16 protein-coding genes are annotated in these 24071 nt (G+C 67.2%); 2 read left to right on the top strand and 14 right to left on the bottom strand.

What is annotated here, in order from left to right; translation table 11 throughout:
- Nucleotides 1-138 precede the first annotated feature (138 nt).
- The 8 genes from edd to CSW64_RS03130 all read right to left on the bottom strand — a co-directional run bounded on the left by edd (nt 139) and on the right by CSW64_RS03130 (nt 9380).
- Nucleotides 139-1932, bottom strand: a complete 1794-nt coding sequence (gene edd / locus CSW64_RS03165; protein ID WP_099620741.1) for a phosphogluconate dehydratase — start codon at nt 1930-1932, stop codon at nt 139-141.
- Between the two features lie 10 nt (nt 1933-1942).
- Nucleotides 1943-2650: a 6-phosphogluconolactonase gene (gene pgl, locus CSW64_RS03160; protein ID WP_099620740.1), complete on the bottom strand. Its 708-nt coding sequence runs from the start codon at nt 2648-2650 to the stop codon at nt 1943-1945.
- The gene (gene zwf, locus CSW64_RS03155) at nt 2643-4100 is read right to left on the bottom strand and encodes a glucose-6-phosphate dehydrogenase (RefSeq protein WP_099624090.1); all 1458 of its coding nucleotides are present in this window, start codon (nt 4098-4100) and stop codon (nt 2643-2645) included. The genes pgl and zwf overlap by 8 nt, the downstream gene beginning before the upstream one ends.
- Before the next feature lie 348 nt (nt 4101-4448).
- On the bottom strand, nt 4449-5639 hold the full coding sequence (tuf, locus tag CSW64_RS03150) for an elongation factor Tu (protein WP_099620739.1): 1191 nt from the start codon (nt 5637-5639) through the stop codon (nt 4449-4451).
- A gap of 46 nt (nt 5640-5685) precedes the next feature.
- A complete protein-coding gene (fusA, locus tag CSW64_RS03145; RefSeq protein ID WP_099620738.1) occupies nt 5686-7764 on the bottom strand; it encodes an elongation factor G in 2079 nt (692 codons plus the stop codon).
- Between the two features lie 81 nt (nt 7765-7845).
- Nucleotides 7846-8319, bottom strand: a complete 474-nt coding sequence (gene rpsG / locus CSW64_RS03140) for a 30S ribosomal protein S7 (RefSeq protein WP_099620737.1) — start codon at nt 8317-8319, stop codon at nt 7846-7848.
- A 12-nt stretch (nt 8320-8331) separates the two neighbouring features.
- Nucleotides 8332-8703 carry a 30S ribosomal protein S12 gene (rpsL, locus tag CSW64_RS03135; protein WP_099620736.1) on the bottom strand — a complete coding sequence of 124 codons (372 nt, stop codon included), beginning with the start codon at nt 8701-8703 and terminating at the stop codon, nt 8332-8334.
- Nucleotides 8704-9050: 347 nt separating this feature from the next.
- Nucleotides 9051-9380: a TFIIB-type zinc ribbon-containing protein gene (locus tag CSW64_RS03130; RefSeq protein ID WP_099620735.1), complete on the bottom strand. Its 330-nt coding sequence runs from the start codon at nt 9378-9380 to the stop codon at nt 9051-9053.
- A 142-nt stretch (nt 9381-9522) separates the two neighbouring features.
- Between CSW64_RS03130 and CSW64_RS21915 the strand changes: the two genes are divergently transcribed.
- Nucleotides 9523-10362, top strand: coding sequence for a hypothetical protein (locus CSW64_RS21915; protein ID WP_172448441.1), 840 nt, complete (start codon nt 9523-9525; stop codon nt 10360-10362).
- A gap of 76 nt (nt 10363-10438) precedes the next feature.
- Here CSW64_RS21915 and rpoC read toward each other — a convergent pair whose 3' ends face one another.
- Together rpoC and rpoB are read right to left on the bottom strand one after the other, a co-directional pair.
- Nucleotides 10439-14629, bottom strand: a complete 4191-nt coding sequence (gene rpoC, locus CSW64_RS03120) for a DNA-directed RNA polymerase subunit beta' (RefSeq protein ID WP_099620734.1) — start codon at nt 14627-14629, stop codon at nt 10439-10441.
- A gap of 95 nt (nt 14630-14724) precedes the next feature.
- On the bottom strand, nt 14725-18795 hold the full coding sequence (gene rpoB, locus CSW64_RS03115; RefSeq protein WP_099620733.1) for a DNA-directed RNA polymerase subunit beta: 4071 nt from the start codon (nt 18793-18795) through the stop codon (nt 14725-14727).
- Nucleotides 18796-19162: 367 nt separating this feature from the next.
- Here rpoB and CSW64_RS03110 point away from each other — a divergent pair, with 367 nt between their 5' ends.
- Nucleotides 19163-21133: a M61 family metallopeptidase gene (locus CSW64_RS03110; protein ID WP_099620732.1), complete on the top strand. Its 1971-nt coding sequence runs from the start codon at nt 19163-19165 to the stop codon at nt 21131-21133.
- Between the two features lie 201 nt (nt 21134-21334).
- Here CSW64_RS03110 and rplL read toward each other — a convergent pair whose 3' ends face one another.
- From rplL to CSW64_RS03090, 4 genes are all read right to left on the bottom strand, one after another.
- On the bottom strand, nt 21335-21718 hold the full coding sequence (rplL, locus tag CSW64_RS03105; protein WP_099620731.1) for a 50S ribosomal protein L7/L12: 384 nt from the start codon (nt 21716-21718) through the stop codon (nt 21335-21337).
- 48 nt (nt 21719-21766) lie between these two features.
- Nucleotides 21767-22282, bottom strand: a complete 516-nt coding sequence (gene rplJ, locus CSW64_RS03100) for a 50S ribosomal protein L10 (protein ID WP_099620730.1) — start codon at nt 22280-22282, stop codon at nt 21767-21769.
- 296 nt (nt 22283-22578) lie between these two features.
- Nucleotides 22579-23499 carry an NAD(P)/FAD-dependent oxidoreductase gene (locus tag CSW64_RS03095; protein ID WP_099620729.1) on the bottom strand — a complete coding sequence of 307 codons (921 nt, stop codon included), beginning with the start codon at nt 23497-23499 and terminating at the stop codon, nt 22579-22581.
- Complete coding sequence (locus tag CSW64_RS03090; RefSeq protein ID WP_099620728.1) at nt 23496-23948, bottom strand: RrF2 family transcriptional regulator; 453 nt, start codon at nt 23946-23948, stop codon at nt 23496-23498. Before CSW64_RS03090 ends, CSW64_RS03095 begins: the two co-directional genes overlap by 4 nt.
- Nucleotides 23949-24071 lie beyond the last annotated feature (123 nt).

The raw sequence follows: 24071 nt of genomic DNA, 5'->3' as shown, positions 1-24071 counted from the left end.
GGGAATAGAATTGCGCGCGTACGCCTTCAGCGCAGGCGTCCGGGGTCCGGAGCGCCAGGACGCTCAGGAGTTTGCGCACGACCTTGCCGCCGGACGACCGTGACGGTTCGCCGCAGGCCTCGCCGGCGTCGGTACGGATCAGTACAGGGAGGAGGCGCCTGCGTCCGCGGCGCCCACGGCCCGCCGGAAGACTCCGAACAGTTCACGGCCGTAGCCGCCCTCCTCGGCCGGCGCCGTCGCCGACTCGCGGCCCGCGAGCTCCGCCTCGATCGCCAGGACGCCGGCCTCGGCGTCCAGCGTGATCCGGTCTCCGCTCTGGACGCGGGCCAACGGCCCGCCGGCAGAGGCTTCCGGCGTCACATGGATCGCCGCCGGAACCTTGCCGGAAGCGCCGGACATCCGCCCGTCGGTGACCAGCGCCACCTTGTGTCCGCGATCCTGCAGCACCGTCATCGCCGGGGTCAGGCCGTGCAGCTCCGGCATGCCGTTGGCGCGGGGTCCTTGGAAGCGGACCACCGCCACGACGTCCCGATCCAGCTCGCCCCGCTTGAACGCCGCCAGGAAGTCGGCCTGGCTCTCGAACACCGCCGCCGGCGCCGAGATCCGCCGGTTCTCCGGCTTCACGGCCGAGGTCTTGATCACCGCCCGGCCCAGACCGCCCACCAGCAGACGGATACCGCCCTCGGCCTCGAACGGGTCATCGCAGGGGCGCAGAATCTCGCGGTCGAGGCTCTCGGACGCCCCCTCGCGCCAGGCCACCCGCCCATCGTCCAGGTAGGGCTCACGCGCGTAGAGATGCAGCCCCTTGCCGGCGATGGTCAGCACGTCGTCGTGGACCAGTCCGGCCTTAAGCAGCTCGCGGATCACGAAGGCCATGCCCCCGGCGGCGTGGAACTGGTTCACGTCGGCGCTGCCGTTCGGATAGACCCGCGCCAGCAGCGGCGTGACCTTCGACAGGTCGTCGAAGTCCTCCATCGTCAGGACCACGCCCGCGGCGTGGGCCACGGCGACCAGATGCAGGACGTGGTTGGTCGAGCCGCCGGTGGCCATCAGCCCGACCAGGCCGTTGACCATGGCCTTCTCGTCGACGACGTGGCCGGCGGGGGTCCACTCGTTCGAGCGGGGCCCGATCTCCGCGCAGCGCCGCGCCGCCGCCTTGACCAGCTCGTCGCGCAGGTCGGTGTTGGGATGGATAAAGGCCGAGCCCGGCAGGTGCAGGCCCATCATCTCCATCAGCATCTGGTTGGAGTTGGCCGTGCCGTAGAAGGTGCAGGTGCCAGGGCCGTGGTAGCTGGCCTGCTCGGCCGCCAGCAGCTCCTCCCGCGTCGCCTTGCCTTCGGCGTAGAGGGCCCGAACCTTCGCCTTCTCGGAGTTCGGCAAGCCCGAGGTCATCGGTCCCGCCGGCACGAAGATCGCCGGAAGGTGGCCAAAGGCCAGGGCGCCGATGACCAGACCCGGCACGATCTTGTCGCACACGCCCAGGTACAGGCCGCCGTCGAAGGCGTCGTGGGTCAGCGCGATGCCCGTGGCCATGGCGATGACGTCGCGGCTGAACAGGCTCAGCTCCATGCCGGGACGGCCCTGGGTGACGCCGTCGCACATGGCGGGCACGCCGCCCGCGAACTGGGCGGTCGCCCCGACCTCCCGCGCCGCGTCCTTGATCAGGGCGGGATATCGCTCCAGCGGCTGATGGGCGCTGAGCATGTCGTTGTAGGCCGAAACGATGGCCAGGTTCGGCGCGTCGGGATCCAGCGCTCGCAGGCGGTCGGCCGGGTCGGAGGCGGCGAAGGCATGGGCCCAGTTGGCGCAGCTGAGCTTGGCGCGACCGGGCTCGGCCCCGCGGGCGGCTTCGACCTGAGCCAGGTAGGCCGAGCGGCGCTCGCGGCTGCGCTCGACGATCCGGGCGGTGACTTCCGCGACGACGGGATGCATCGGCTGACTCCTAGGGCGACCAGATCACGCGGACGGGCGTATCGCCCGCCGCCCTGAACAACGCATGGATGGGCAGGTCGTCGCGCTCCTCGACGATCCGCCGCTTCGTTTCGCCGCTGATCAGGATCACGATCAGATAGGTCTTGGTCAGGGCGTGCAGGGTCAGGCTGATGCGATCCTGCGGCGGGGCCGGCTCGCCCCTCGGCGCCGGAATGACCAGCGCGCCGCTGTCGGGGTCGAGACCGTAGTCCAGCGACGGGTTGCCCGGGAACAGCGAGGCGAAATGGCCGTCGTCGCCCATGCCCAGCAGCACGACGTCGAACGGCAGCAGGTCGGCGACCGTCGCCTCGGCGGCATCCGCCGCATCGGCGGGCGTCGCCGCGTCGGACCATAGAGGAACCAGGCGGGCGCCGGCCGCCTCGCCGGTCAGCAGCCGGTCGCGGACCAGCTTCTCGTTAGAATCCGGCGAACTGGGCGGAACCCAGCGTTCGTCGGACAGGGTCACAGCCACCTGCTCCCAGGGCAGCGGCAGGGTGGCCAGCAGGTCATAGACCGGGCCGGGCGAACGGCCGCCGGTGGCCACGAAGCTGGCCCGCTCGTTCTCGGACAGGCCTGCGGCCAGCCAGTCGGCGATGGCGACGGCGGCGGCCTGGGCGGCCTCCTCGGCGTCGGCGTAGGCTTCGACCTCGATGCGGGGAGAGATTCTCGACTCAGTCATTCCAGGCGCGCCCGCTACGCTCGATCAGGGCGAAGGCGCCGGCGGGCCCCCAGGATCCGGCCGGATAGGGCTTGGGCGTCATGCCGGCCTCGGTCCAGGCGTCCGCGACGCCGTCGACGAAGGCCCAGGCCGCCTCGATCTCGTCCCGGCGCACGAACAGGGTCTGGTCGCCGCGCAGCGCGTCGAGCAGCAGCCGCTCGTAGGCGATGCGGCGACGGCCGCCGTCCTCGCCCAACGACTTGAGGCTCAGCGACAGCGGCATCGATTGCAGTCGAACGTCCCCCAGGCCCGGCCGCTTGTTCATCACGGTCAGCGAGATGTCCTCGTCCGGCTGCAGCTCGATGACCAGACGATTGGCGACCAGGTCGCCCTGGGCGGCGCCGCCGAAGATCGAGTGCGGCACCGGCTTGAACTGGATGACGATCTCGGTGCGCCGCTCGGGCATCCGCTTGCCGGTGCGCAGGAAGAACGGCACGCCGGCCCAGCGCCAGTTGTCGACGTGGGCGGTCAGGGCGACGAAGGTTTCGGTCTGCGACGGCCGGCCGACCTCGGCCTCGTAGCTGCTGGCCTTTTCGCCCTCAACCATGCCGGGCCCGTACTGGCCGCGGACGCTGTCGTGCTGGGCCGAGGCGCGGTCGAACGGGCGCAGCGAGCGCAGCACCTTGACCTTCTCGTTGCGGACGGCGTCCGGCTCCAGATCCGACGGCGGCTCCATGGCCACCAGACACAGCAGCTGCAGCATGTGGTTCTGCAGCATGTCGCGGATGGCGCCGTAGTCGTCGTAGTAGGGCCAGCGGTCGCCGACGGCCTGGGTCTCGGCCACGGTGATCTGGACGTGGTCGATGGTCTGGCTGGTCCACAGCGGTTCGAACAGGCTGTTGGCGAAACGCAGCGCGATCAGGTTCTGGACCGTCTCCTTGCCCAGATAGTGGTCGATGCGGAAGACGTTGCTCTCGTCCGCCACGGCGGCGACGGCGGCGTTGATCGAGCGCGACGTCTCAAGGTCGCGGCCGATCGGCTTCTCGAGCACCAGGCGGGTGCTGTCGGTGATCACCCCGCCGGCCTTCAGGCTGGCGCAGGCGGCGGTGTAGAGGCTGGGCGACAGCGAGAAGAAGATCACCAGCGGCCGGCGGCCGTCGACGCGCCCCTTCAGGCAGGCGGCGCCCTCGGGCTTGGTCACATCGCCGGCGCAGTAGTCCAGACGCTCGGCGAACCGGGCCCAGACCGTCTCGTCGATTGGCTCGCGCGCCTGCAGCAGCTCGCGGACCTCCTGGCGCCAGGCGTCGGCGTCCATGTCGCTGCGCGCCACCCCGACGATGCTCAGCCCCGCGGGCAGCAGGCCGTCGGCGTCCAGGTTGTAGAGCGAGGGCAGCAGCATCCGCCGGGCCAGATCGCCCGAGGCCCCCAGGATGACGAGGGCGGAGGTCGTGAGCGCGGACGGTGTCGGCATGATCGCCTTTCGAAGCACGGCGGTTTCCGGAGCAGCGGCCCTCTCTTAGCCGTCGAAGGACGCTGCGTCAGCGGCGAACATGCCCTTCGGAGTGATTTTTCTTCCACTCGCTGGAAGAAACTCTCGGTTCGAACCCGAAACGCGGTGAAAGGCGCCCGCTGGGCCGCCTTGCGTGGTTCGAGACGCTGGCCGGGGACATGCTCCCGCAAGGTGCGTGTCCCCGTCTGTCGGGTCGAGGGGACACGCACCGCTTCGCGGAGCATGTCCCCGGCGGGCGGGCAAAGAAAAGGCCCCCGGGATTGCTCCCGGAGGCCCTGATCCTTCAGCCGAAGCTTCGACGGTCGAGGGTTACTCGACGATCTTCGCGACGACGCCGGCGCCGACGGTGCGGCCGCCTTCGCGGATGGCGAAGCGCAGGCCCTGGTCCATGGCGATCGGGGTGATCAGCTCGACGTCCAGCTCGGCGTTGTCGCCCGGCATGATCATTTCCACGCCTTCGCGCAGCTTGATGATCCCGGTCACGTCCGTCGTGCGGAAGTAGAACTGCGGACGGTAGTTGGTGAAGAACGGCGTGTGACGGCCGCCCTCTTCCTTGGTCAGGATGTAGGCCTCGGCGGCGAACTTCTTGTGCGGGGTGATCGAGCCCGGCTTGCACAGAACCTGACCACGCTCGACGTCTTCACGCTTGGTGCCGCGCAGCAGCACGCCCACGTTGTCGCCCGCCTGGCCCTGGTCCAGCAGCTTGCGGAACATTTCCACGCCCGTGCAGGTCGTCTTCTGGGTGTCGCGGATGCCGACGATCTCGACTTCCTCGCCAACCTTCACGATGCCCTTCTCGACCCGGCCCGTCACCACCGTGCCGCGGCCCGAGATCGAGAACACGTCTTCCACCGGCATCAGGAACGGCAGGTCCACCGGACGGTCCGGCTGCGGGATGTAGGCGTCCACCTGGGTCATCAGCTCCAGGATACGGTCTTCGCCGATCGCCGGCTCACGACCTTCAACCGCCGCCAGGGCCGAGCCCTTCACGATCGGAATGTCGTCGCCCGGGAACTGGTAGCTCGACAGAAGTTCGCGAACTTCCATCTCCACCAGGTCCAGCAGCTCCTCGTCGTCGACCATGTCGACCTTGTTCATGAACACCACCAGCGCCGGAACCCCGACCTGGCGCGCCAGCAGGATGTGCTCGCGCGTCTGCGGCATCGGGCCGTCGGCCGCCGACACCACCAGGATCGCGCCGTCCATCTGCGCCGCGCCCGTGATCATGTTCTTCACGTAGTCGGCGTGGCCGGGGCAGTCGACGTGCGCGTAGTGACGGTTCTGCGTCTCGTACTCGACGTGCGCCGTGTTGATCGTGATCCCCCGCGCCTTCTCTTCCGGCGCCGCGTCAATGTCTTCGTACTTCTTCGCCGTCGCGCCGCCGCTCTTCGCCAGCACCATCGTGATCGCCGCCGTCAGCGTCGTCTTGCCGTGGTCAACGTGACCAATCGTGCCGATGTTGCAGTGCGGCTTGTTACGTTCGAATTTCTCTTTAGCCATTTCAAGCTCCAGCCCTGTCCGGGCCTGTCCTCTGTCTAGGGTTGGATTAGGCGTACTTCTTGATCACTTCGTCGGCGACGTGTTGCGGCACCGGATCGTAGTGGTCGTATTGCATGGTGAAGGCGGCGCGGCCCTGCGACATGCCCCGCAGGGTGTTCACGTAGCCGAACATGTTGGCCAGCGGCACGAAGGCGTTCACCACCGTGGCGTTGCCGCGCATGTCCTGGCCCTGGATCATGCCACGACGACCGTTCAGGTCGCCGATGACCGAACCCAGGTACTCTTCCGGGGTCACGACCTCGACGGCCATGATCGGCTCGAGCAGCTTGGGAGCGCCCTTTTCACGCAGTTCCTTGAACGCGGCGCGGGCCGCGATTTCGAAGGCCAGCACCGAGGAGTCGACGTCGTGGTAGGCGCCGTCGATCAGCGTGGCCTTCACGTCGATCACCGGGAAGCCGGCCAGCAGGCCGTTTTCCTTGGCCGACTCCAGGCCCTTGATGACGCCCGGGATGTATTCCTTGGGCACCGCGCCGCCGACGATCCCGCTTTCGAAGACGAAGCCCGTGCCGGGCTCGCCCGGCTCGAACACCAGCTTCACGCGGGCGAACTGGCCCGTGCCGCCGGTCTGCTTCTTGTGCGTGTAGTCAATCTCGGCGCGCTTGCCGAGCGATTCACGGTAGGCCACCTGCGGCGCGCCGATGTTGGCCTCGACCTTGTAGGTGCGCTTCAGGATGTCGATCTTGATGTCGAGGTGCAGTTCACCCATGCCCTTCAGGATCGTCTGGCCCGACTCGTGGTCGGTCGAGACGGTGAAGGAGGGATCTTCCGACGCCAGCTTGGCCAGGGCGACGCCCAGCTTCTCCTGGTCGGCCTTCGACTTCGGCTCGACGGCGATCTCGATGACGGGGGCCGGGAACTCCATGCGCTCCAGGATCACCGGCGACTTCAGCGGGTCGCACAGGGTGTCGCCCGTGCGGGTGTCCTTGAGGCCGGCCAGGGCGACGATGTCGCCGGCGTAGGCTTCCTTGATGTCTTCGCGGTTGTTGGAGTGCATCAGCAGCATGCGGCCGACGCGTTCCTTGCGGTCGCGGGTCGAGTTCAGCAGGCCCATGCCCGTTTCCATCTTGCCCGAGTAGATCCGGCAGAAGGTCAGCGAGCCGACGAAGGGGTCGTCCATGATCTTGAACGCGAGCACCGACAGGGGCTCGTCGTCCGAGGCGTTGCGGACCACCGGCTCTTCGGTCTTGAAGTCGATGCCCGGCGTCGGCGGAATGTCGATCGGCGACGGCAGGTAGTCGACAACGGCGTCGAGCAGGGTCTGGACGCCCTTGTTCTTGAACGCCGAGCCGCAGAGGATCGGGTAGAAGGCGCCGGTCAGAACGGCCTTACGGATGCACTTCTTGATCGTCTCTTCCGAGGGCTCTTCGCCGCCCAGGTAGGCTTCCATCGCCTCGTCGTCGAGCTCGACGGCGTTCTCGATCAGGTAGTTGCGGGCTTCGTTGGCCTTGTCGACCAGATCAGCCGGGATTTCTTCGTCGCGGAAGGACGCGCCGAGGCCGTCGTTGTCCCAGACAACCGCCTTCATGCGGACCAGGTCGACCAGGCCCTTCAGGTTGGATTCCGAACCGATCGGGAACTGGATCGGCACGGCCTTGGCGCCCAGACGGTCGCGGATCGACTCGACCGACTTGTCGAAGTCGGCGCCGATCTTGTCCATCTTGTTGACGAACACGATGCGCGGCACGCGGTACTTGTCGGCCTGGCGCCAGACGGTTTCCGTCTGCGGCTCAACGCCGGCGTTGCCGTCCAGAACCGTCACGGCGCCGTCGAGCACGCGCAGCGAACGCTCGACTTCGATGGTGAAGTCGACGTGCCCGGGGGTGTCGATGATGTTCAGACGCTTGTTGTTCCAGAAGGCGGTCGTCGCGGCCGAGGTGATCGTGATGCCGCGTTCCTGCTCCTGCTCCATCCAGTCCATGGTCGCGGCGCCGTCGTGGACTTCGCCGATCTTATGGGACTTGCCGGTGTAGTAGAGGATCCGTTCCGTCGTCGTCGTCTTGCCCGCATCGATGTGGGCCATGATTCCGAAGTTACGGTAGTCTTCGATCTTGTGGGTACGGGGCATGGGATCGCCTATCGGCCTGTATAAGGTAAGCGCGGGCGGTTTTTTCGAACCGCCCGCGCCCTGAAGGTTTTGGGCTGGTGGTTACCAGCGGTAGTGCGAGAAGGCCCGGTTGGCTTCGGCCATCTTGTGCGTGTCTTCGCGCTTCTTCACCGCGGTGCCGCGGTTGTTCGAAGCGTCCAGCAGCTCAGCGGCCAGCTTCTCGGTCATGGTGTTCTCGCCGCGCTTGCGGGCTGCGGTCACCAGCCAACGGATGGCCAGGGCGCGACGGCGGTCCGGACGGACTTCCACCGGCACCTGGTAGGTGGCGCCGCCGACGCGGCGCGACCGGACTTCGATCGCCGGGGCGACGTTGTCCAGGGCGGCATGGAAGGTTTCCAGCGGACCTTGGTCCTTGCGCTTGGCTTCCAGGATGTCGAAGGCGCCGTAGATGATGTTCTCAGCGACGGCTTTCTTACCTTCGTACATCACGTAGTTCATGAACTTCGTGACGACCAGGTCACCGAACTTGGGATCCGGCAGGACTTGGCGTTTCTCGGCGCGACGGCGACGGGACATATCAGCTCTTCCTTACTTCGGACGCTTGGCGCCGTACTTCGAACGGCGCTGCTTGCGGTCTTTGACGCCTTGCGTGTCAAGGACGCCGCGAAGGATGTGGTAGCGAACGCCCGGAAGGTCCTTCACGCGGCCGCCGCGGATGAGCACCACCGAGTGCTCCTGCAGGTTGTGGCCTTCGCCGGGGATGTAGCACACGGCTTCGATGCCGGTGGTCAGACGGACCTTGGCGACCTTACGCAGAGCCGAGTTCGGCTTCTTCGGGGTCGTCGTGTACACGCGGGTGCAAACGCCGCGACGTTGCGGGCAGCCCTTCAGGGCGGGCACCTTGTTCCGAGCCGGCTTGTCTTGCCGCGGCTTGCGGATCAGCTGGTTGACTGTAGGCATGTATCTCTTTTGCTCGTGGAGGCGTGTGCCTTTCGGCCGAAGCGCCTCGGGGGTCCGATTTGACGTGTCTTTCTAGGCATTTCCGAAGGCCCATCCGAACGCGAAAACTCGCCGGAACGCGATCCTTCTGCGTTCCGACGGGCCTGATCGCCCAGGAAGGGACTTCAGCTTCATCGGAGCCAGGCGCAAACCCGGCCCCGAAAGAGGCGCGCTAGATACTCGCGGAGGCGTGGAAGGTCAAGGGTTTGGAAAGGGTTACCCGCATCTTGCCCGGTTCGGGGTTCGACCGCCCTTTCCACGCGTGACGACTCTGCGACGACTCGCCCTCGACTCCGGACAGACTCGGGTCAGTCGAAGATGTCGAACAGGTCGAAGCCCTTCTTCCGCTTCTTGTAGTGGTAGTCGTCGTCGTACCGGTGGCGCTTCTCGCGGTCGTCATAGGGATGGCTGCGCTTCCAGCCGTCCGGATCCTTGCGGAAGCTGTCGACCTCGCGCTCGAACCGTTGGCGGTCCTGGCTCTGGTGCGTGGCTTCCTCGCGGCCGGAGCCGATGATCTTCTCGAGTTCGCCGCGATCGAGCCAGACCCCGCGGCAGCTGGGACACATGTCGAGCTCGACGCCCCCGCGGGCGACGGCTTGCATGGAGGTGTTGCAGTTCGGGCAGAGCAGAAGCGGCATTGATGGTCCTGTGGTATGTTTCCCCTGTCTGCATTTAGGAACTCGCCGGATTGGCGCCAGCCCCCGGATGAACGAACCTTGGTCACGTTTTCGCCGCCCCGGCGCGAAAACCTGACCTGGGCGCAGAAGGGGGAGGTCCGGATTGCCTGCCGTCAGCCGCGATCGCCTCAAGAAGTCCGGCATCTGGGCGTCGTCGCTCGCGGTTCACGTCCTGGTCCTGATCCTCATGGGCCTGCACGCGCCGACGGTGCGGAAGATGGCCAACGAGAGCATCCCGCCCCCGCTCGACGTCGAAATCTATGAGCTTCCGCCGCCTCCGCCCCCCAAACTGCGCGAATTGAAGGCGGTCAGCCCGCCCGAAACCGTCCCGATCCCGCCGCAGCCGCGCGCGACGCCCGAGAAGCCCGAGCCGCAGCCCGCGCCGATCCCCAAGCCCGAGCCGGCGAAGGAGCCCGTCCGAGAGACGCCGCCCACGCCCCCGGCGCCCCCCAAGCCCAAGAAGGAGGAACCGCGCGAGCCGGCCCCCGCGCCGTCGCCGGTGAAGCCGCGCGAGGTGGCCAAGGACGCCCCGCCCGCGCCGATCGCGCCGCTGCCGATGGCCCCGGTCGCCAAGCCGGCGGCTCCGGCCGGTCCGGGCGCGCCCGGGAAAAGCGGCGGCGGCTCGCCGATGCCGGACTTCGGGGTCAAGCCGGGCGGCGATCTGCGCGACGCCCTGCGGCGCTCGTCGGTGGGCTGCGCCAACGACGAGGCGGTCGGCCTGAATCGGCGCGAGCGCGAGGGCTGCAAGGATCGTCTCGGCACGGGGGCCAAGGACGCCGAGTTCATCCAACCCCCGATGAGCCGCGCCAAGCGCGAGGCGTTCGACGCCACCGCCGCCCGGAAAGCGCGGGACCGGGCCTGGAAGGAGACGCCGATGCCGATCGGCATCGATCCCAAGGCCAACGCCGGCGGCGGCCAGCCCTCGGGCCTCGACAAACCCTGATCACGGCGGGCCGAAGAAACGAAAACGGCCCGGGATCGCTCCCGGGCCGTCTCGTCTAGTCGCAGGCCGCTGGGGCTCAGCCTTCCGGCTGGGCCTCGGCGGTTTCCAGGGCGATCTCGACCGGCAGCGGCTCCATCGCCTCTTCGCGAGCGGCCGACAGGGCCTCGTCGCGCTTGGTGGCGATGCGCTGCAGGCCGCGCAGGTAGGAGCCCGTACCGGCCGGGATCAGGCGGCCGACGATGACGTTCTCCTTGAGGCCTTCCAGGGTGTCGATCTTGCCGTGGACCGAGGCGTCGGTGAGGACGCGGGTGGTCTCCTGGAACGACGCCGCCGAGATGAAGCTGCGGGTCTGCAGCGACGCCTTGGTGATGCCGAGCAGGACCGGCTGGGTGATCGCCGGACGGCCCTTGCGGGCTTCCGCCTTGGCGTTCTCGTAGTCGACCTCGGTCTTGTCGAGGTGATCGCCCTTGATCAGACCGGTGTCGCCGGGCTCGAGGATCTCGACCTTCTGCAGCATCTGACGAACGATCGTCTCGATGTGCTTGTCGTTGATCGGCACGCCCTGCAGTCGGTAGACCTCCTGGATCTCGTCGACGAGGAAGTTGGCCAGGGCTTCGACGCCCAGGATGCGCAGGATGTCATGCGGATCCGGGTTGCCGTCGATGATGTACTCGCCCTTGTGGATCACGTCGCCGTCGTGGACCGCGATGTGCTTGCCCTTCGGGATCAGGAACTCGACCGCCTCGCCGCCGTCTTCCGGCGTGATCTTGATGCGGCGCTTGTTCTTGTAGTCCCGACCGAACTCGACCCGGCCGTCCATCTCGGCGATGACCGCGCAGTCCTTCGGACGACGCGCTTCGAACAGCTCCGCCACCCGCGGCAGACCGCCGGTGATGTCGCGCGTCTTGGCGCCTTCCGTGGGGATCCGGGCGATGACCTCGCCGGCCTTGACCTCGTCGCCGTCCGACACCGACAGAATGGCGCCGACCGGCAGCAGGTAGCGGGCTTCACCGCCGCTCGCCAGACGCTTGTAGGCGCCGCTGTCGTCGAGCACGGCCATGGCCGGACGCAGATCCGAACCGCGGGCCGAGGCGCGCCAGTCCGAGATGACCCGGTTGGCGATGCCGGTGGCTTCGTCGACTTCCTCGCGGACCGAGAAGCCGTCCACCAGGTCCTCGGCGCGGATGCGGCCGGGGACTTCGGTGATGATCGGCGTGGTGTAGGGGTCCCACTCGGCCAGACGATCGCCGCGCTTCACCTTGGCGCCGTCCTTCACCCGCAGGCGGGCGCCGTACGGCGGCTTGTAGGATTCGCGATCCTTGCCATCGACCTGGACGGTGATGGTGGTGTTCCGGCTCATGACGATCAGGGCGCCGTCGGCGCCTTGCACCGTCGGGCCGACCACGCGGGCGACGCCTTCGTTGCTGCTTTCGAAGAACGACTGCTCGGCCACCTGCGCCGTACCGCCGATGTGGAAGGTCCGCATCGTCAGCTGGGTGCCGGGCTCGCCGATCGACTGGGCGGCGATGACGCCGACGGCCTCGCCGATGTTCACCGGCGTGCCGCGAGCCAGGTCGCGGCCGTAGCAGGCGCCGCAGACGCCGGCCTTGGCTTCACAGGTCAGGACCGAGCGGACCTTCACCGACTGGACGGCGGCCTTCTCGATCAGGTCGACCTGGTCTTCCGTCAGGTAGGTGTCGGCCGGCACGATGACGTCGCCGCTGATCGGATCCTTGATGTCCTCGGCCGAGAAGCGGCCCAGGACGCGCAGACCCAGCGAGACCAGCACGTCGCCGCCTTCGACCACGGCGCGCAGGGTGATCCCGCGCGTGGTGCCGCAGTCTTCCTCGGTGATGATGCTGTCCTGCGCGACGTCCACCAGACGACGGGTCAGGTAACCCGAGTTGGCGGTCTTCAGCGCGGTGTCGGCCAGACCCTTACGGGCGCCGTGGGTGGAGTTGAAGTACTCCTGAACGGTCAGGCCTTCCTTGAAGTTCGAGACGATCGGGGTCTCGATGATCTCGCCGGACGGCTTGGCCATCAGGCCGCGCATCCCGCCGAGCTGCTTCATCTGAGCCTGCGAACCGCGGGCGCCCGAGTGGGCCATCATGTAGATGGCGTTGATCTCGCGCTCGCGGCCGTTGGCGTCCTTATGCTTCGTCTGAAGCTCGGCCATCATCTCGTCGGCGACCCGGTCGGTCGCCTTCGCCCAGGCGTCGACGACCTTGTTGTACTTCTCACCCTTGGTGATCAGGCCGTCGGCGTACTGCTGCTCGTATTCCTCGGCCAGCTTGCGGGTCTCGTCGACGATGCCCTGCTTGCGCTCCGGAATGATGATGTCGTCCTTGCCGAAGGAGATGCCGGCCTTGGCCGCTTCCTTGAAGCCCAGGCCCATCAGCTGGTCGGCGAAGATGACCGTCGCCTTCTGGCCGCAGTGCCGGTAGACGATGTCGATCAGGTTGCCGATTTCCTTCTTGGTCAGCGCCTTCTCGACCAGGCGGTGGCCGATCTGGGTGTGACGCGGCAGCAGGGCGGCGATCTTCATCCGGCCCGGCGTCGTGTCGATCACCTTGCGGACGACTTCGCCGTCGGCGTTCATCTCGCTGAAGCGAGCCTTGATCTTGCTGTGCAGCGTGACCACGCCGGCGTCCAGCGCCATCTCGATCTCGCCCAGATCGCCGAAGACCTTGCCTTCGCCCGGCTCGTTCTCACGCGATTGCGAGAGGTAGTAGAGGCCCAGGACGATGTCCTGCGACGGCACGATGATCGGACGGCCGTTGGCGGGGCTGAGGATGTTGTTGGTCGACATCATCAGCACGCGCGCTTCCAGCTGGGCCTCGAGGCTCAGCGGGACGTGCACGGCCATCTGGTCGCCGTCGAAGTCGGCGTTGAACGCGGCGCAGACCAGCGGGTGCAGCTGGATGGCCTTGCCCTCGATCAGCTTCGGCTCGAACGCCTGGATGCCCAGGCGGTGGAGCGTCGGGGCGCGGTTGAGCAGGACGGGGTGTTCGCGGATGACCTCTTCGAGGACGTCCCACACCGCCGGCTGCTCGCGCTCGACCATGCGCTTAGACTGCTTGACGGTGCCCGACAGGCCCTTGGCGTCCAGACGCGCGTAGATGAACGGCTTGAACAGCTCCAGCGCCATCTTCTTCGGCAGGCCGCACTCGTGCAGCTTCAGCTCCGGACCGACGACGATGACCGAACGGCCCGAGTAGTCGACGCGCTTGCCGAGCAGGTTCTGACGGAAGCGGCCCTGCTTGCCCTTCAGCATGTCGGCGAGCGACTTCAGCGGACGCTTGTTGGCGCCGGTGATGACCCGGCCGCGGCGGCCGTTGTCGAACAGGGCGTCGACGGCTTCCTGCAGCATCCGCTTTTCGTTGCGGATGATGATGTCCGGCGCGCGCAGCTCGATCAGGCGCTTCAGGCGGTTGTTGCGGTTGATGACCCGGCGGTACAGGTCGTTCAGGTCCGAGGTCGCGAAGCGGCCGCCGTCCAGCGGCACCAGCGGGCGCAGCTCGGGCGGGATCACGGGGACGACCGTCAGGATCATCCACTCCGGCTTGTTGCCGGATTCCATGAAGGCCTCGATGATCTTCAGGCGCTTGGACGCCTTCTTCATCTTCATCTCGGACGGGTTGCCGGCCAGCTCCTCGCGGAGACGGTCGGCTTCCTTCTCGAGTTCGATGGCCTTGAGCAGGTTGAAGACCGCCTCGGCGCCGATCTCGGCGGTGAAGCTGTCGTCGCCGAACTCGTCCTGGAAGCGCAGGTACTCGTCTTCCGACAGCAGCTGGTGCTGCTTCAGCGGGGTCAGGCCCGGCTCGGTGACGATGTAGTGCTCGAAGTACAGGACCCGCTCGATGTCCTTCAGCGGCATGTCGAGCATCAGGGCGATGCGCGACGGCAGCGACTTCAGGAACCAGATGTGGGCGACCGGCGAGGCCAGTTCGATGTGGCCCATGCGCTCGCGGCGCACGCGCGCCAGCGTCACCTCGACGCCGCACTTCTCGCAGATGATGCCCTTGTACTTCATCCGCTTGTACTTGCCGCACAGGCACTCGTAGTCCTTGGTCGGACCGAAGATGCGCGCGCAGAACAGGCCGTCACGCTCGGGCTTGAACGTGCGGTAGTTGATCGTCTCCGGCTTCTTGATCTCGCCGAAGGACCACGAGCGGATCTTTTCGGGCGACGCCAGGGCGATGCGGATGCGGTCGAAGGTCGGAGCGGCCTGGACCGGGTTGAAGATGTTCAGGACTTCCTGGTTCATCTTTTTTCCTTCTGCGGGATGACCCGCGAAAATTCTGAGTGGAGAGGGCGATCAGGCCCCCTCCCCCGCCGGGCGGGAGAGGGGGCGGGTTCCGATCAGCTGTTCTCCAGCTCCACGTTCAGGCCCAGCGAGCGCATTTCCTTGACCAGCACGTTGAAGCTTTCCGGGATACCCGCTTCGAACGTGTCGTCGCCGCGCACGATGGACTCGTAGACCTTGGTCCGGCCGGCCACGTCGTCCGACTTCACCGTCAGCATTTCCTGCAGGGTGTAGGCGGCGCCGTAGGCTTCCAGGGCCCAGACCTCCATTTCCCCGAAGCGCTGACCACCGAACTGGGCCTTACCACCCAGCGGCTGCTGCGTGACGAGGCTGTACGGGCCGATCGAACGGGCGTGGATCTTGTCGTCGACCAGGTGGTGCAGCTTCAGCATGTAGATGTAGCCGACCGTGACCGGACGCTTGAACTGCTCGCCCGTCTGGCCGTCGAACAGGATCGACTGACCCGAGCGGGCGAGGCCCGCCGACTCCAGGTGATCCTCGATGTCGGCGATGTGGGCGCCGTCGAAGACCGGGGTCGCGAAAGGCACGCCCTTGGACAGGTTGCGGGCCAGTTCGACCAGCTCGCCTTCGTCCTCCGGCAGCTCCTCGTCGGGGCCGTAGATCTCGCGCAGGCGCTTGGTCAGCTCGGCCTTCTGACCGCCGTGCTGCCAGGCTTCCAGCAGGTTGGCGATCTGCTTGCCGAGACCGGCCGCGGCCCAGCCCAGGTGCGTCTCGAAGATCTGACCGACGTTCATGCGCGAGGGCACGCCCAGCGGGTTCAGCACGACGTCGACGGCGGTGCCGTCTTCCAGGTGCGGCATGTCCTCGATCGGCAGGATCTTGGAGATGACGCCCTTGTTGCCGTGACGGCCGGCCATCTTGTCGCCCGGCTGAAGCTTGCGCTTCACGGCCACGAAGACCTTGACCATCTTCATGACGCCCGGGGGCAGTTCGTCGCCGCGCTGCAGCTTGTCGACCTTGTCCTCGAAGCGACGGTCGAGACGCTTGCGGGCCTCGTCGAACTGACGGCGCAGGGCTTCCAGTTCGCCCATGGCCTTCTCGTCGTCGAGGGCGATCTGCCACCACAGGCCCGGCGCGATCTCTTCGAGCTTCTCGACGGTGACTTCGCCGCGGCTCAGGCCCTTGGGACCGGAGACGGCGGTCTTGCCGACGATCAGCTCGCGCAGGCGCGCGGTCATGTTGCGGTTCAGGATCGCGAACTCGTCGTCGCGGTCCTTGCCCAGGCGTTCGATCTCGGCGCGCTCGATGGCCAGGGCGCGCTCGTCCTTGTCGACGCCGTGGCGGTTGAACACGCGCACTTCGACGATGGTGCCGGCCACGCCGGGCGGCAGACGGAGCGAGGTGTCGCGGACGTCCGAAGCCTTCTCGCCGAAGATGGCGCGCAGCAGCTTCTCTTCCGGCGTCATCGGGGACTCGCCCTTGGGCGTGACCTTGCCGACCAGGATGTCGCCCGGCATGACCTCGGCGCCGATCGCCACGATGCCCGCTTCGTCGAGGTTGCGCAGGGCTTCCTCGCCGACGTTCGGGATGTCGCGGGTGATCTCTTCCGGCCCGAGCTTGGTGTCGCGGGCCATGACTTCGAATTCCTCGATGTGGATCGAGGTGAAGACGTCGTCGCGCACGATACGCTCGGAGATCAGGATCGAGTCTTCGAAGTTGTAGCCGTTCCAGGGCATGAACGCGACGAGCGCGTTGCGGCCCAGGGCCAGTTCGCCCAGGTCGGTCGACGGACCGTCGGCGACGATGTCGCCGGCCTGGATCTTGTCGCCCACGCGGACCAGCGGACGCTGGTTGATGCAGGTGTTCTGGTTGGAACGCTGGAACTTCGACAGGCGGTAGATGTCGACGCCCGGCTTGGTCGGATCGGTCTCGTTGGTGGCGCGGATGACGATACGCGTACCGTCGATCTGCTCGACCACGCCCTCGCGACGGGCCACCACCACGGCGCCCGAGTCACGAGCCACGACGTCTTCCATGCCGGTGCCGACCAGCGGCGCGTCCGACTGGACGAGCGGCACGGCCTGACGCTGCATGTTCGAGCCCATCAGCGCGCGGTTGGCGTCGTCGTTCTCGAGGAACGGGATCAGCGCCGCGGCGACCGAGACGACCTGCTTGGGCGAGACGTCCATCAGGTCGACCTGTTCCTTCTGGAGCAGGCCGGGTTCGCCGTTGACGCGGCCCGGGACCAGGTCGTCGGCGATCACGCCGTCGGCCATCGGGATGTTGGCCTGGGCGATCACGTGCTTCGGCTCTTCCATGGCCGACATGTAGATCACTTCGTCGACCGGCTTGCCGTCGACCACGCGACGGTACGGGCTTTCGATGAAGCCGTACTTGTTCACGCGGGCGTGGGTGGCCAGCGAGTTGATCAGGCCGATGTTCGGACCTTCCGGCGTCTCGATCGGGCAGATCCGGCCGTAGTGGGTCGGGTGCACGTCGCGGACTTCGAAGCCTGCGCGCTCGCGGGTCAGACCGCCCGGGCCAAGCGCCGAGAGACGGCGCTTGTGGGTGATTTCCGACAGCGGGTTGGTCTGGTCCATGAACTGCGACAGCTGCGAGGAGCCGAAGAATTCACGAACGGCGGCCGCCGCGGGCTTCGCGTTGATCAGGTCGTGCGGCATGACCGTGTCGATGTCGACCGAGCTCATGCGTTCCTTGATCGCGCGCTCCATGCGGAGCAGGCCGACACGGTACTGGTTCTCGAGCAGCTCGCCGACCGAACGGACGCGGCGGTTGCCGAGGTTGTCGATGTCGTCGATTTCGCCGCGGCCGTCGCGCAGGCCCACCAGGACCTTCAGGACTTCCAGGACGTCTTCCTTGCGCAGGACACGGACCTCGTCCGAGACGTCCAGCTCCAGGCGCATGTTCATCTTCACGCGGCCGACCGACGACAGGTCGTAGCGCTCCTGGTCGAAGAACAGCGACTTGAACATCGCTTCGGCGGCTTCGACGGTCGGCGGCTCGCCCGGACGCATGACGCGATAGATGTCGAACAGCGCGTCTTCACGCAGGCTGTTCTTGTCCACGCGCAGGGTGTTGCGCATGTAGGCGCCGACGGTGACGTGGTCGATGTCGAGCACGTCGATGCTGGCGAAGCCCTTCTCTTCCAGGGCCGCGATCACGGCCGCGTCCAGCTCGTCGCCGGCCTCGGCGTAGATCTCGCCGGTTTCCGGGTTCACTTCGTCGCGGGCCAGGTAGCGGCCGGTCAGGGCCTCCGGTCCGAGCAGCAGGGTCTTCAGACCGCCGTCGGCCAGCTTCTTGGCGGCGCGGGCGCTGATCTTCTGACCGGCCGGAGCGACTTCCTCGCCGCTGTCGGCGTCGATCAGGGCGAACTCCGGCTTCACGCCGCGCCAGCGCTCGGGCTTGTACGGGGTGGCCCAGCCGCCGTCACGCTTCTCGAACGGAACGACGTCGTAGAAGGTGGTCAGGATCTCTTCGCCGTCCATGCCCAGGGCATAGAGGAAGGTCGTGGCCGGCAGCTTCCGGCGACGGTCGATACGGACGTAGACGATGTCCTTGGCGTCGAACTCGAAGTCGAGCCAGCTGCCGCGGTACGGGATCACGCGGGCGGCGAACAGCAGCTTGCCCGAGCTGTGGGTCTTGCCCTTGTCGTGGTCGAAGAAGACGCCCGGCGAGCGGTGCATCTGGGACACGATCACGCGCTCGGTCCCGTTGACGATGAAGGTGCCCTTGTCCGTCATGAGCGGGATATCGCCCATGTAGACGTCCTGCTCCTTGATGTCCTTGACCGACTTGGCGCCGGTTTCCTCTTCCATCTCGAAGACGATGAGGCGGAGCTTGACCTTCAGCGGCGCGGCATAGGTCATGTCGCGCTGGATGCATTCCTCGACGTCGTACTTCGGCTCCTCGAACTCGTAGGAGACGTACTCGAGCACGGCGCGCTCGTTGAAGTCCTTGATCGGGAACACCGACTTGAAGACCGCCTCGATGCCCTCGTCCCGACGTTCCGAGACGCGAACCTCGCGCTGCAGGAACTGTTCGTAGGAGGAGCGCTGAACCTCGATGAGGTTCGGCATCTGCACAGCTTCGGGGATGCGGCCGAACGACTTCCGGATCCGCTTCTTGCCGGTGAAGGATTGCGCCATGTTTTTCCCTGCGTGCGCGGACGGACTCCGCGCGTCAAAGTGTCTTGTCGCGTCCACCCTCGACTCTTCCGGACGGGCCGGAAGCGGACGCAAGACCTTGCCCCTGGCGTGTCAGGGGCGCCCCTTCGCACCGGTCGGAGGGCATTGACCGGGCCTTCGGGCACGCGCGCGAAAATTCGCGTCTCAATTGATCGGAATTTCCGCGAGGCAGCGGATATAGGCGAAAGCCGTGGATAAGGGAAGAGGTCGCGCTTGACTTTCTTGCGGCGCAAAGCCGCGCAAGGGGCGGCCGACCGCCGCACGCTCGAACGCCGGTCTTCCGAAAGCGGAGCGTCGAGGGTTGCTGCTGCACCGCACCGTGGGTCTTATGCCGCGCGTCCACGTCTCGCGTTCCCCGGGGGTCCTCATCTTGTTCAAACGTTCCGCGTCCGCGCTCGTTCTCGCCTGGCTGCTCGCCGCGCCCGCCGTCGCCCAGCCGAGCCCCGGGCCGCAGCCGCTGCCGATGCCGCCCGCCATCCCCCAGGCGCAGGACGCCCCCTACCCCGGCACGCTGAAACTGACCGTCGACGCCACCGACCTGGACCGCCGCATCTTCCGCGTGAAACAGACCATCCCCGTCGAGAAGGCCGGCCCGCTCACCCTGCTCTATCCGGAATGGCTGCCGGGCAAGCACGCCCCGCGCGGCGAGCTGGAGAAGGTCTCCGGCCTGAAGATCACCGCCGGCGGCAAGACCTTGCCCTGGACCCGCGACGTCGTCCGGGTGTTCGCCTACCACGTCGACGTGCCGCAGGGCGCCAAGGAGATCCAGGTCGAGTTCGAGTTCCTGTCGGCGACCGCTCCGGACCAGGGCCGGGTCGTCGTCACGCAGGAGATGCTGAACCTGCAATGGAACTCGACCGCCTTCTATCCGGCGGGCTGGTACACGCGGCAGATCCCGATCGAGGCGACGGTGGTCCTGCCCGAAGGCTGGAAGTTCGGCGTCGCCCTGGACGTCGCCTCGCAGAACGGCTCGACCACGACCTTCAAGCCGGTCAGCTTCGAGACCCTGGCCGACTCCCCGATGTTCGCCGGCAAGTACTATCGCCAGGTCGACCTCGATCCGGGCGGCCGCAGCCCGGTGAAGCTGAACGTCGTCGCCGACCGCGCCGACCTGCTGGAGATGACCGACGAGCAGGTCCAGAAGCACCGCAACCTGGTGGTCCAGGCCGACCGGCTGTTCGGCGCCCGCCATTTCGACCGCTACGACTTCCTGCTGTCGCTGACCGACCGCATGGGCGGGATCGGTCTGGAGCATCACCGCTCGTCCGAGAACGGCGTCGAGCCGGAGTATTTCACCGACTGGGGCCGGATGGCCTCGGAGCGGGACCTGCTGCCGCACGAATACACCCACAGCTGGAACGGCAAGTTCCGTCGCGGGGCGGACGCCTGGACGCCGGACTACGCCACCCCGATGCGCAACAGCCTGCTCTGGGTCTACGAAGGCCAGACGCAGTACTGGGGCTACATGCTGTCGGCCCGGTCCGGCCTGTGGACCAAGGACGAGGCGCTCGGCGCCCTGGCCGGCGTCGCCGCCACCTACGACTACCGCGTCGGGCGCGAATGGCGGGACACTTTCGACACCACCAACGACCCGGTCATCAGCGCCCGCAAGCCGAAGGGCTGGCTCAGCTGGCAGCGCAACGAGGACTACTATTCCGAGGGGCTGCTGGTCTGGCTGGACGTCGACACCCTGATCCGCGAGCGCACCGGCGGGAAGAAGTCGCTGGACGACTTCGCCAAGGCCTTCTTCGGCATCAAGGACGGCGCCTGGACCGTGGAGACGTATCAAGTCGAGGACGTGGTCGCGGCGCTGAACAGCGTCACCCCCTATGACTGGGCCGGTTTCCTGAAGGCCCGGCTGGCCAGCGCCGACAAGGCTCCGCTCGACGGTTTCACGCGCGGCGGCTACCGGCTCGTCTTCAAGGACACGCCGAACGGCTACCTGAAGGGCGCCGACGCCCTCTCAAAACGCACGGATCTGACCTATTCGATCGGCCTGGCGCTGAACGCGACCGGGACCATCACCGGCGTCCAGTGGGAGGGCCCGGCGTTCAAGGCGGGCCTGACGGTCAGCAATCAGATCATCTCCGTCAACGGCGAGGCCTACAGCGGCGAACGCATCCGCGACGCCGTCAAGGCGACCAAGGGCGGCGCGCCGCTGGAGCTGATCGTGAAGGCGGGCGAGAAGTTCAAGGTCGTGAAGATCGACTGGACCGGCGGCCTCCGCTACCCGCACCTCGAACGCGTCGCCGGAACCCCGGACCGCCTGGGCGACATCCTGACGCCACGGGGGAAGTAGGCCTCTTAGGGTCCTCCCCTCTGGGGGAGGTGGCTCGCCGCTGGCGAGACGGAGGGGGTCCGCGGTCGCACAACCCCCTCAGTCGGCTCCGCCGATAGCTCCCCCAGAGGGGAGCATCCACGCTACGCAAACGAAAACGGCCTCCGAGGTTTCCCTCGGAGGCCGCGATCGTAGATAGCGTCAGAGCTGACGCCGACCAGATTACTTGATCTGGACGGTGGCGCCGGCTTCTTCGAGCTTCTTCTTGATCTCTTCGGCTTGCTGCTTGGAGACGTTCTCGACGACGTTCTGCGGAGCGCCTTCGACCAGGTCCTTGGCTTCCTTCAGGCCGAGGTCCGGACGGACGCCGCGGACTTCCTTGATCACGTTGATCTTCTTGTCGCCGCCGGCGGTCAGAACAACGGTGAACTCGGTTTGCTCTTCGGCGGCTTCGGCCGGAGCAGCGGCGGCGCCGCCGGCGACGGCGACGGCGACCGGAGCGGCGGCCGAGACGCCCCACTTTTCTTCGAGCAGCTTGGACAGCTCAGCGGCTTCCAGCACGGTCAGCGAGGACAGGTCCTCAACGATCTTTTCGAGCTTCGACATGGTGTCAGTTTCCTTGGAGGATTTGGATTTGAGCGGAGATGACCGGGCTTACGCCGCTTCTTTGGCGCCGTAGGCGCTGAAGACGCGGGCCAGCTGAGCGGCCGGAGCCTGCACGACGCCCGCGACCTTGGTCGCCGGAGCCTGCAGAAGGCCGATGAGCTTGCCACGGAGTTCGTCCAGCGACGGCAGCGTGGCGAGAGCCTTCACAGCGTTCTGGTCGAGGACTTCCTCGCCCATGAAGCCGCCAACGAGGGTGAACTTGTCGTTCTCCTTGGCGAACTGGGCGGCGACCTTGGCGGCGGAGACGGGATCCGGCGCATAGGCGATGGCGACCGGACCGGTGAACAGGGCGTCGCCCTTCTCACCGAGCGAGCCGGCCAGAGCCTTCTGAGCCAGGGTGTTCTTCACCACCTTGATCGCCGCGCCTTCCTTACGAAGGCGCAGACGGAGGTCGGTCATTTCCGCAACGGTCAGACCCATGTAGTGGGTCACGACCACAGCGCCGGCATCGGCGAAGACGCCCTTGAGCGTCTCGATCGATTCCGCTTTTTCAGCGCGGTTCATTGCGGTCTCCTAGATCACGACGCCCGGACCATCCGGACGCCGAAAGCATGCCGCCCGCATGCGGGATCGCTCCCGAAGGCGGGTGACGGTAGACCTGTCCCAAGGAAAGTTTCGGCCGCGTCCGTAGCTAGAGACGGATCGGCGGCGTCTTCATTTCCCCGTCTCCCTACGCTGAAGGGGGGCTCCCCTTCGGTTACGACTCCGGTGACCCCGGCGTCGCGTAGCTCTCGGACAGGATCCTCAACCGGCGAACCGGTCGTGGAAGAGCGCGCCTATAGAGGAAGGCCATCGAAAACTCAAGCGGCCAGCACGTCCCGCGCCAGGGATTGGTGCGCGCCCACGCCGGCCATGACCCCGTCCGCCGAGGCGAAGGTGGCGTTGTGCATCGGCCGCGCCGCGTCGCCGGCGGCGTAGACGCCCGGGACGCTGGTCAGCTTCTGGGCGTCGGTGACGATGAAGGGGCCCATCATGCCGTCCTCGAAGACGCAGCCGAGCTGGGCCGCCAACGGGCTGGCCATCTCCACGCGCGGCGCGGCGAACAGGGCTTCGACGGCGGCGACCCGGCCGTCGGCGAGACGCAGCCCCTCCAGCGCCGTCCCCTGCCCCACCAGCTCGACCACGGGCGTGCGTTCGATCGTCACGCCCCGCGCCGCCAGCAGGGCGGCCTGCTCGGGATCGGGTTCGTGGACGCCGTTGGTGAACAGGGTGGTGACGCCCCAGTCGGGCAGCAGCATGGCCTGATGGGCGCTCATCGGCGTGGAGGCCAGGACGCCGATCGGCCGGTCGCGCACCTCGTAACCGTGGCAGTAGGGACAATGCAGGACGCTGACGCCCCACCGCTCCGCCAGCCCGGGCAGGTTCGGCAGGATGTCGCGGACGCCGGTGGCCAGCACCACCCGCCGCGCCCGGACCTGGCGCCCGCTCCACAGGCCCAGCTCGAAGCCGTTCAACTCGCCCGAGGCCGAGACGACCTGGTCCTGCAGCATCTCGACGGTCGGATAGGCGGCCACCTGGCGGGCGGCCTCGCGCTGGATCGCACGGGGCGGCTTGCCGTCCTGGCCCATGAAGCCGTGGCTGGCCTCGGCGAAGCGGTTGCGGGGCTCGCCCATGTCGACGACCAGCACCCGGCGACGGGCGCGGCCCAGCTGCATCGCGGCGGACAGGCCGGCGAAGTTTCCGCCGACGACGACGGCGTCATACTGAAGGACGGGGCTCATGCGGGATCTCCGGGATGGATGAAGTCGGACAGGTTCCGCCCGTCGAAGCGGGCGCGCAGATCGGCCAGCGTCACCCGGCGCATTCGCTCCAGGACCAGGCGCTCGGCCTCGCGGAAGACGTCGTGCAGCTCGCTGTTGACCGCCCGTTCCACGAGGCACTGCGGATTGTCGGACGGCTCGGCCAGGGCGACGATCGGCTCGTCCAGCGCCTGCTGCACGTCGGCGAGCGTGATCTGGTCGAGCGGCTTGGCCAGGACCCAGCCGCCGCCGTGGCCGCGACTGGACGACAGGATTCCCGCTTCACGGAGGCCGGCGAAGCTGCGGCGGATCACGACGGGATTGCCGTCGGCCCAGCGCGCCATACGCTCGGAGGTCATCGGATCTTCGGGGCGCTCGGCCATGTGCATCAGCACATGCAGCGCGACGGAAAGGCGGCCGCTGCGTCTCATGTAACTTTATTTATGACGAATTGGGGCGAGCGCAAGAGCCGGCCCACGGAAATTCGCCGAGGCCCGGAACGCGAAACGGGCGGGCCCTTGCGAGCCCGCCCGTCCACGGTAGTTCGGGACTGG

The sequence above is a fragment of the Caulobacter mirabilis genome (genome assembly GCF_002749615.1).
In the GTDB taxonomy this organism is placed as follows: Bacteria; Pseudomonadota; Alphaproteobacteria; order Caulobacterales; family Caulobacteraceae; genus Caulobacter; species Caulobacter mirabilis.
The sequence above is the reverse complement of the archived record's forward strand: the minus strand, read 5'-3'. Positions and strand labels throughout refer to the sequence as shown.

Coding starts and splice junctions, on each gene's coding strand:
- edd (WP_099620741.1), bottom strand. CDS start 1,932: ATGCATCCCGTCGTCGCGGAAGTCACCGCCCGGATCGTCGAGCGCAGC.
- pgl (WP_099620740.1), bottom strand. CDS start 2,650: ATGACTGAGTCGAGAATCTCTCCCCGCATCGAGGTCGAAGCCTACGCC.
- zwf (WP_099624090.1), bottom strand. CDS start 4,100: ATGCCGACACCGTCCGCGCTCACGACCTCCGCCCTCGTCATCCTGGGG.
- tuf (WP_099620739.1), bottom strand. CDS start 5,639: ATGGCTAAAGAGAAATTCGAACGTAACAAGCCGCACTGCAACATCGGC.
- fusA (WP_099620738.1), bottom strand. CDS start 7,764: ATGCCCCGTACCCACAAGATCGAAGACTACCGTAACTTCGGAATCATG.
- rpsG (WP_099620737.1), bottom strand. CDS start 8,319: ATGTCCCGTCGCCGTCGCGCCGAGAAACGCCAAGTCCTGCCGGATCCC.
- rpsL (WP_099620736.1), bottom strand. CDS start 8,703: ATGCCTACAGTCAACCAGCTGATCCGCAAGCCGCGGCAAGACAAGCCG.
- CSW64_RS03130 (WP_099620735.1), bottom strand. CDS start 9,380: ATGCCGCTTCTGCTCTGCCCGAACTGCAACACCTCCATGCAAGCCGTC.
- rpoC (WP_099620734.1), bottom strand. CDS start 14,629: ATGAACCAGGAAGTCCTGAACATCTTCAACCCGGTCCAGGCCGCTCCG.
- rpoB (WP_099620733.1), bottom strand. CDS start 18,795: ATGGCGCAATCCTTCACCGGCAAGAAGCGGATCCGGAAGTCGTTCGGC.
- CSW64_RS03110 (WP_099620732.1), top strand. CDS start 19,163: ATGCCGCGCGTCCACGTCTCGCGTTCCCCGGGGGTCCTCATCTTGTTC.
- rplL (WP_099620731.1), bottom strand. CDS start 21,718: ATGTCGAAGCTCGAAAAGATCGTTGAGGACCTGTCCTCGCTGACCGTG.
- rplJ (WP_099620730.1), bottom strand. CDS start 22,282: ATGAACCGCGCTGAAAAAGCGGAATCGATCGAGACGCTCAAGGGCGTC.
- CSW64_RS03095 (WP_099620729.1), bottom strand. CDS start 23,499: ATGAGCCCCGTCCTTCAGTATGACGCCGTCGTCGTCGGCGGAAACTTC.
- CSW64_RS03090 (WP_099620728.1), bottom strand. CDS start 23,948: ATGAGACGCAGCGGCCGCCTTTCCGTCGCGCTGCATGTGCTGATGCAC.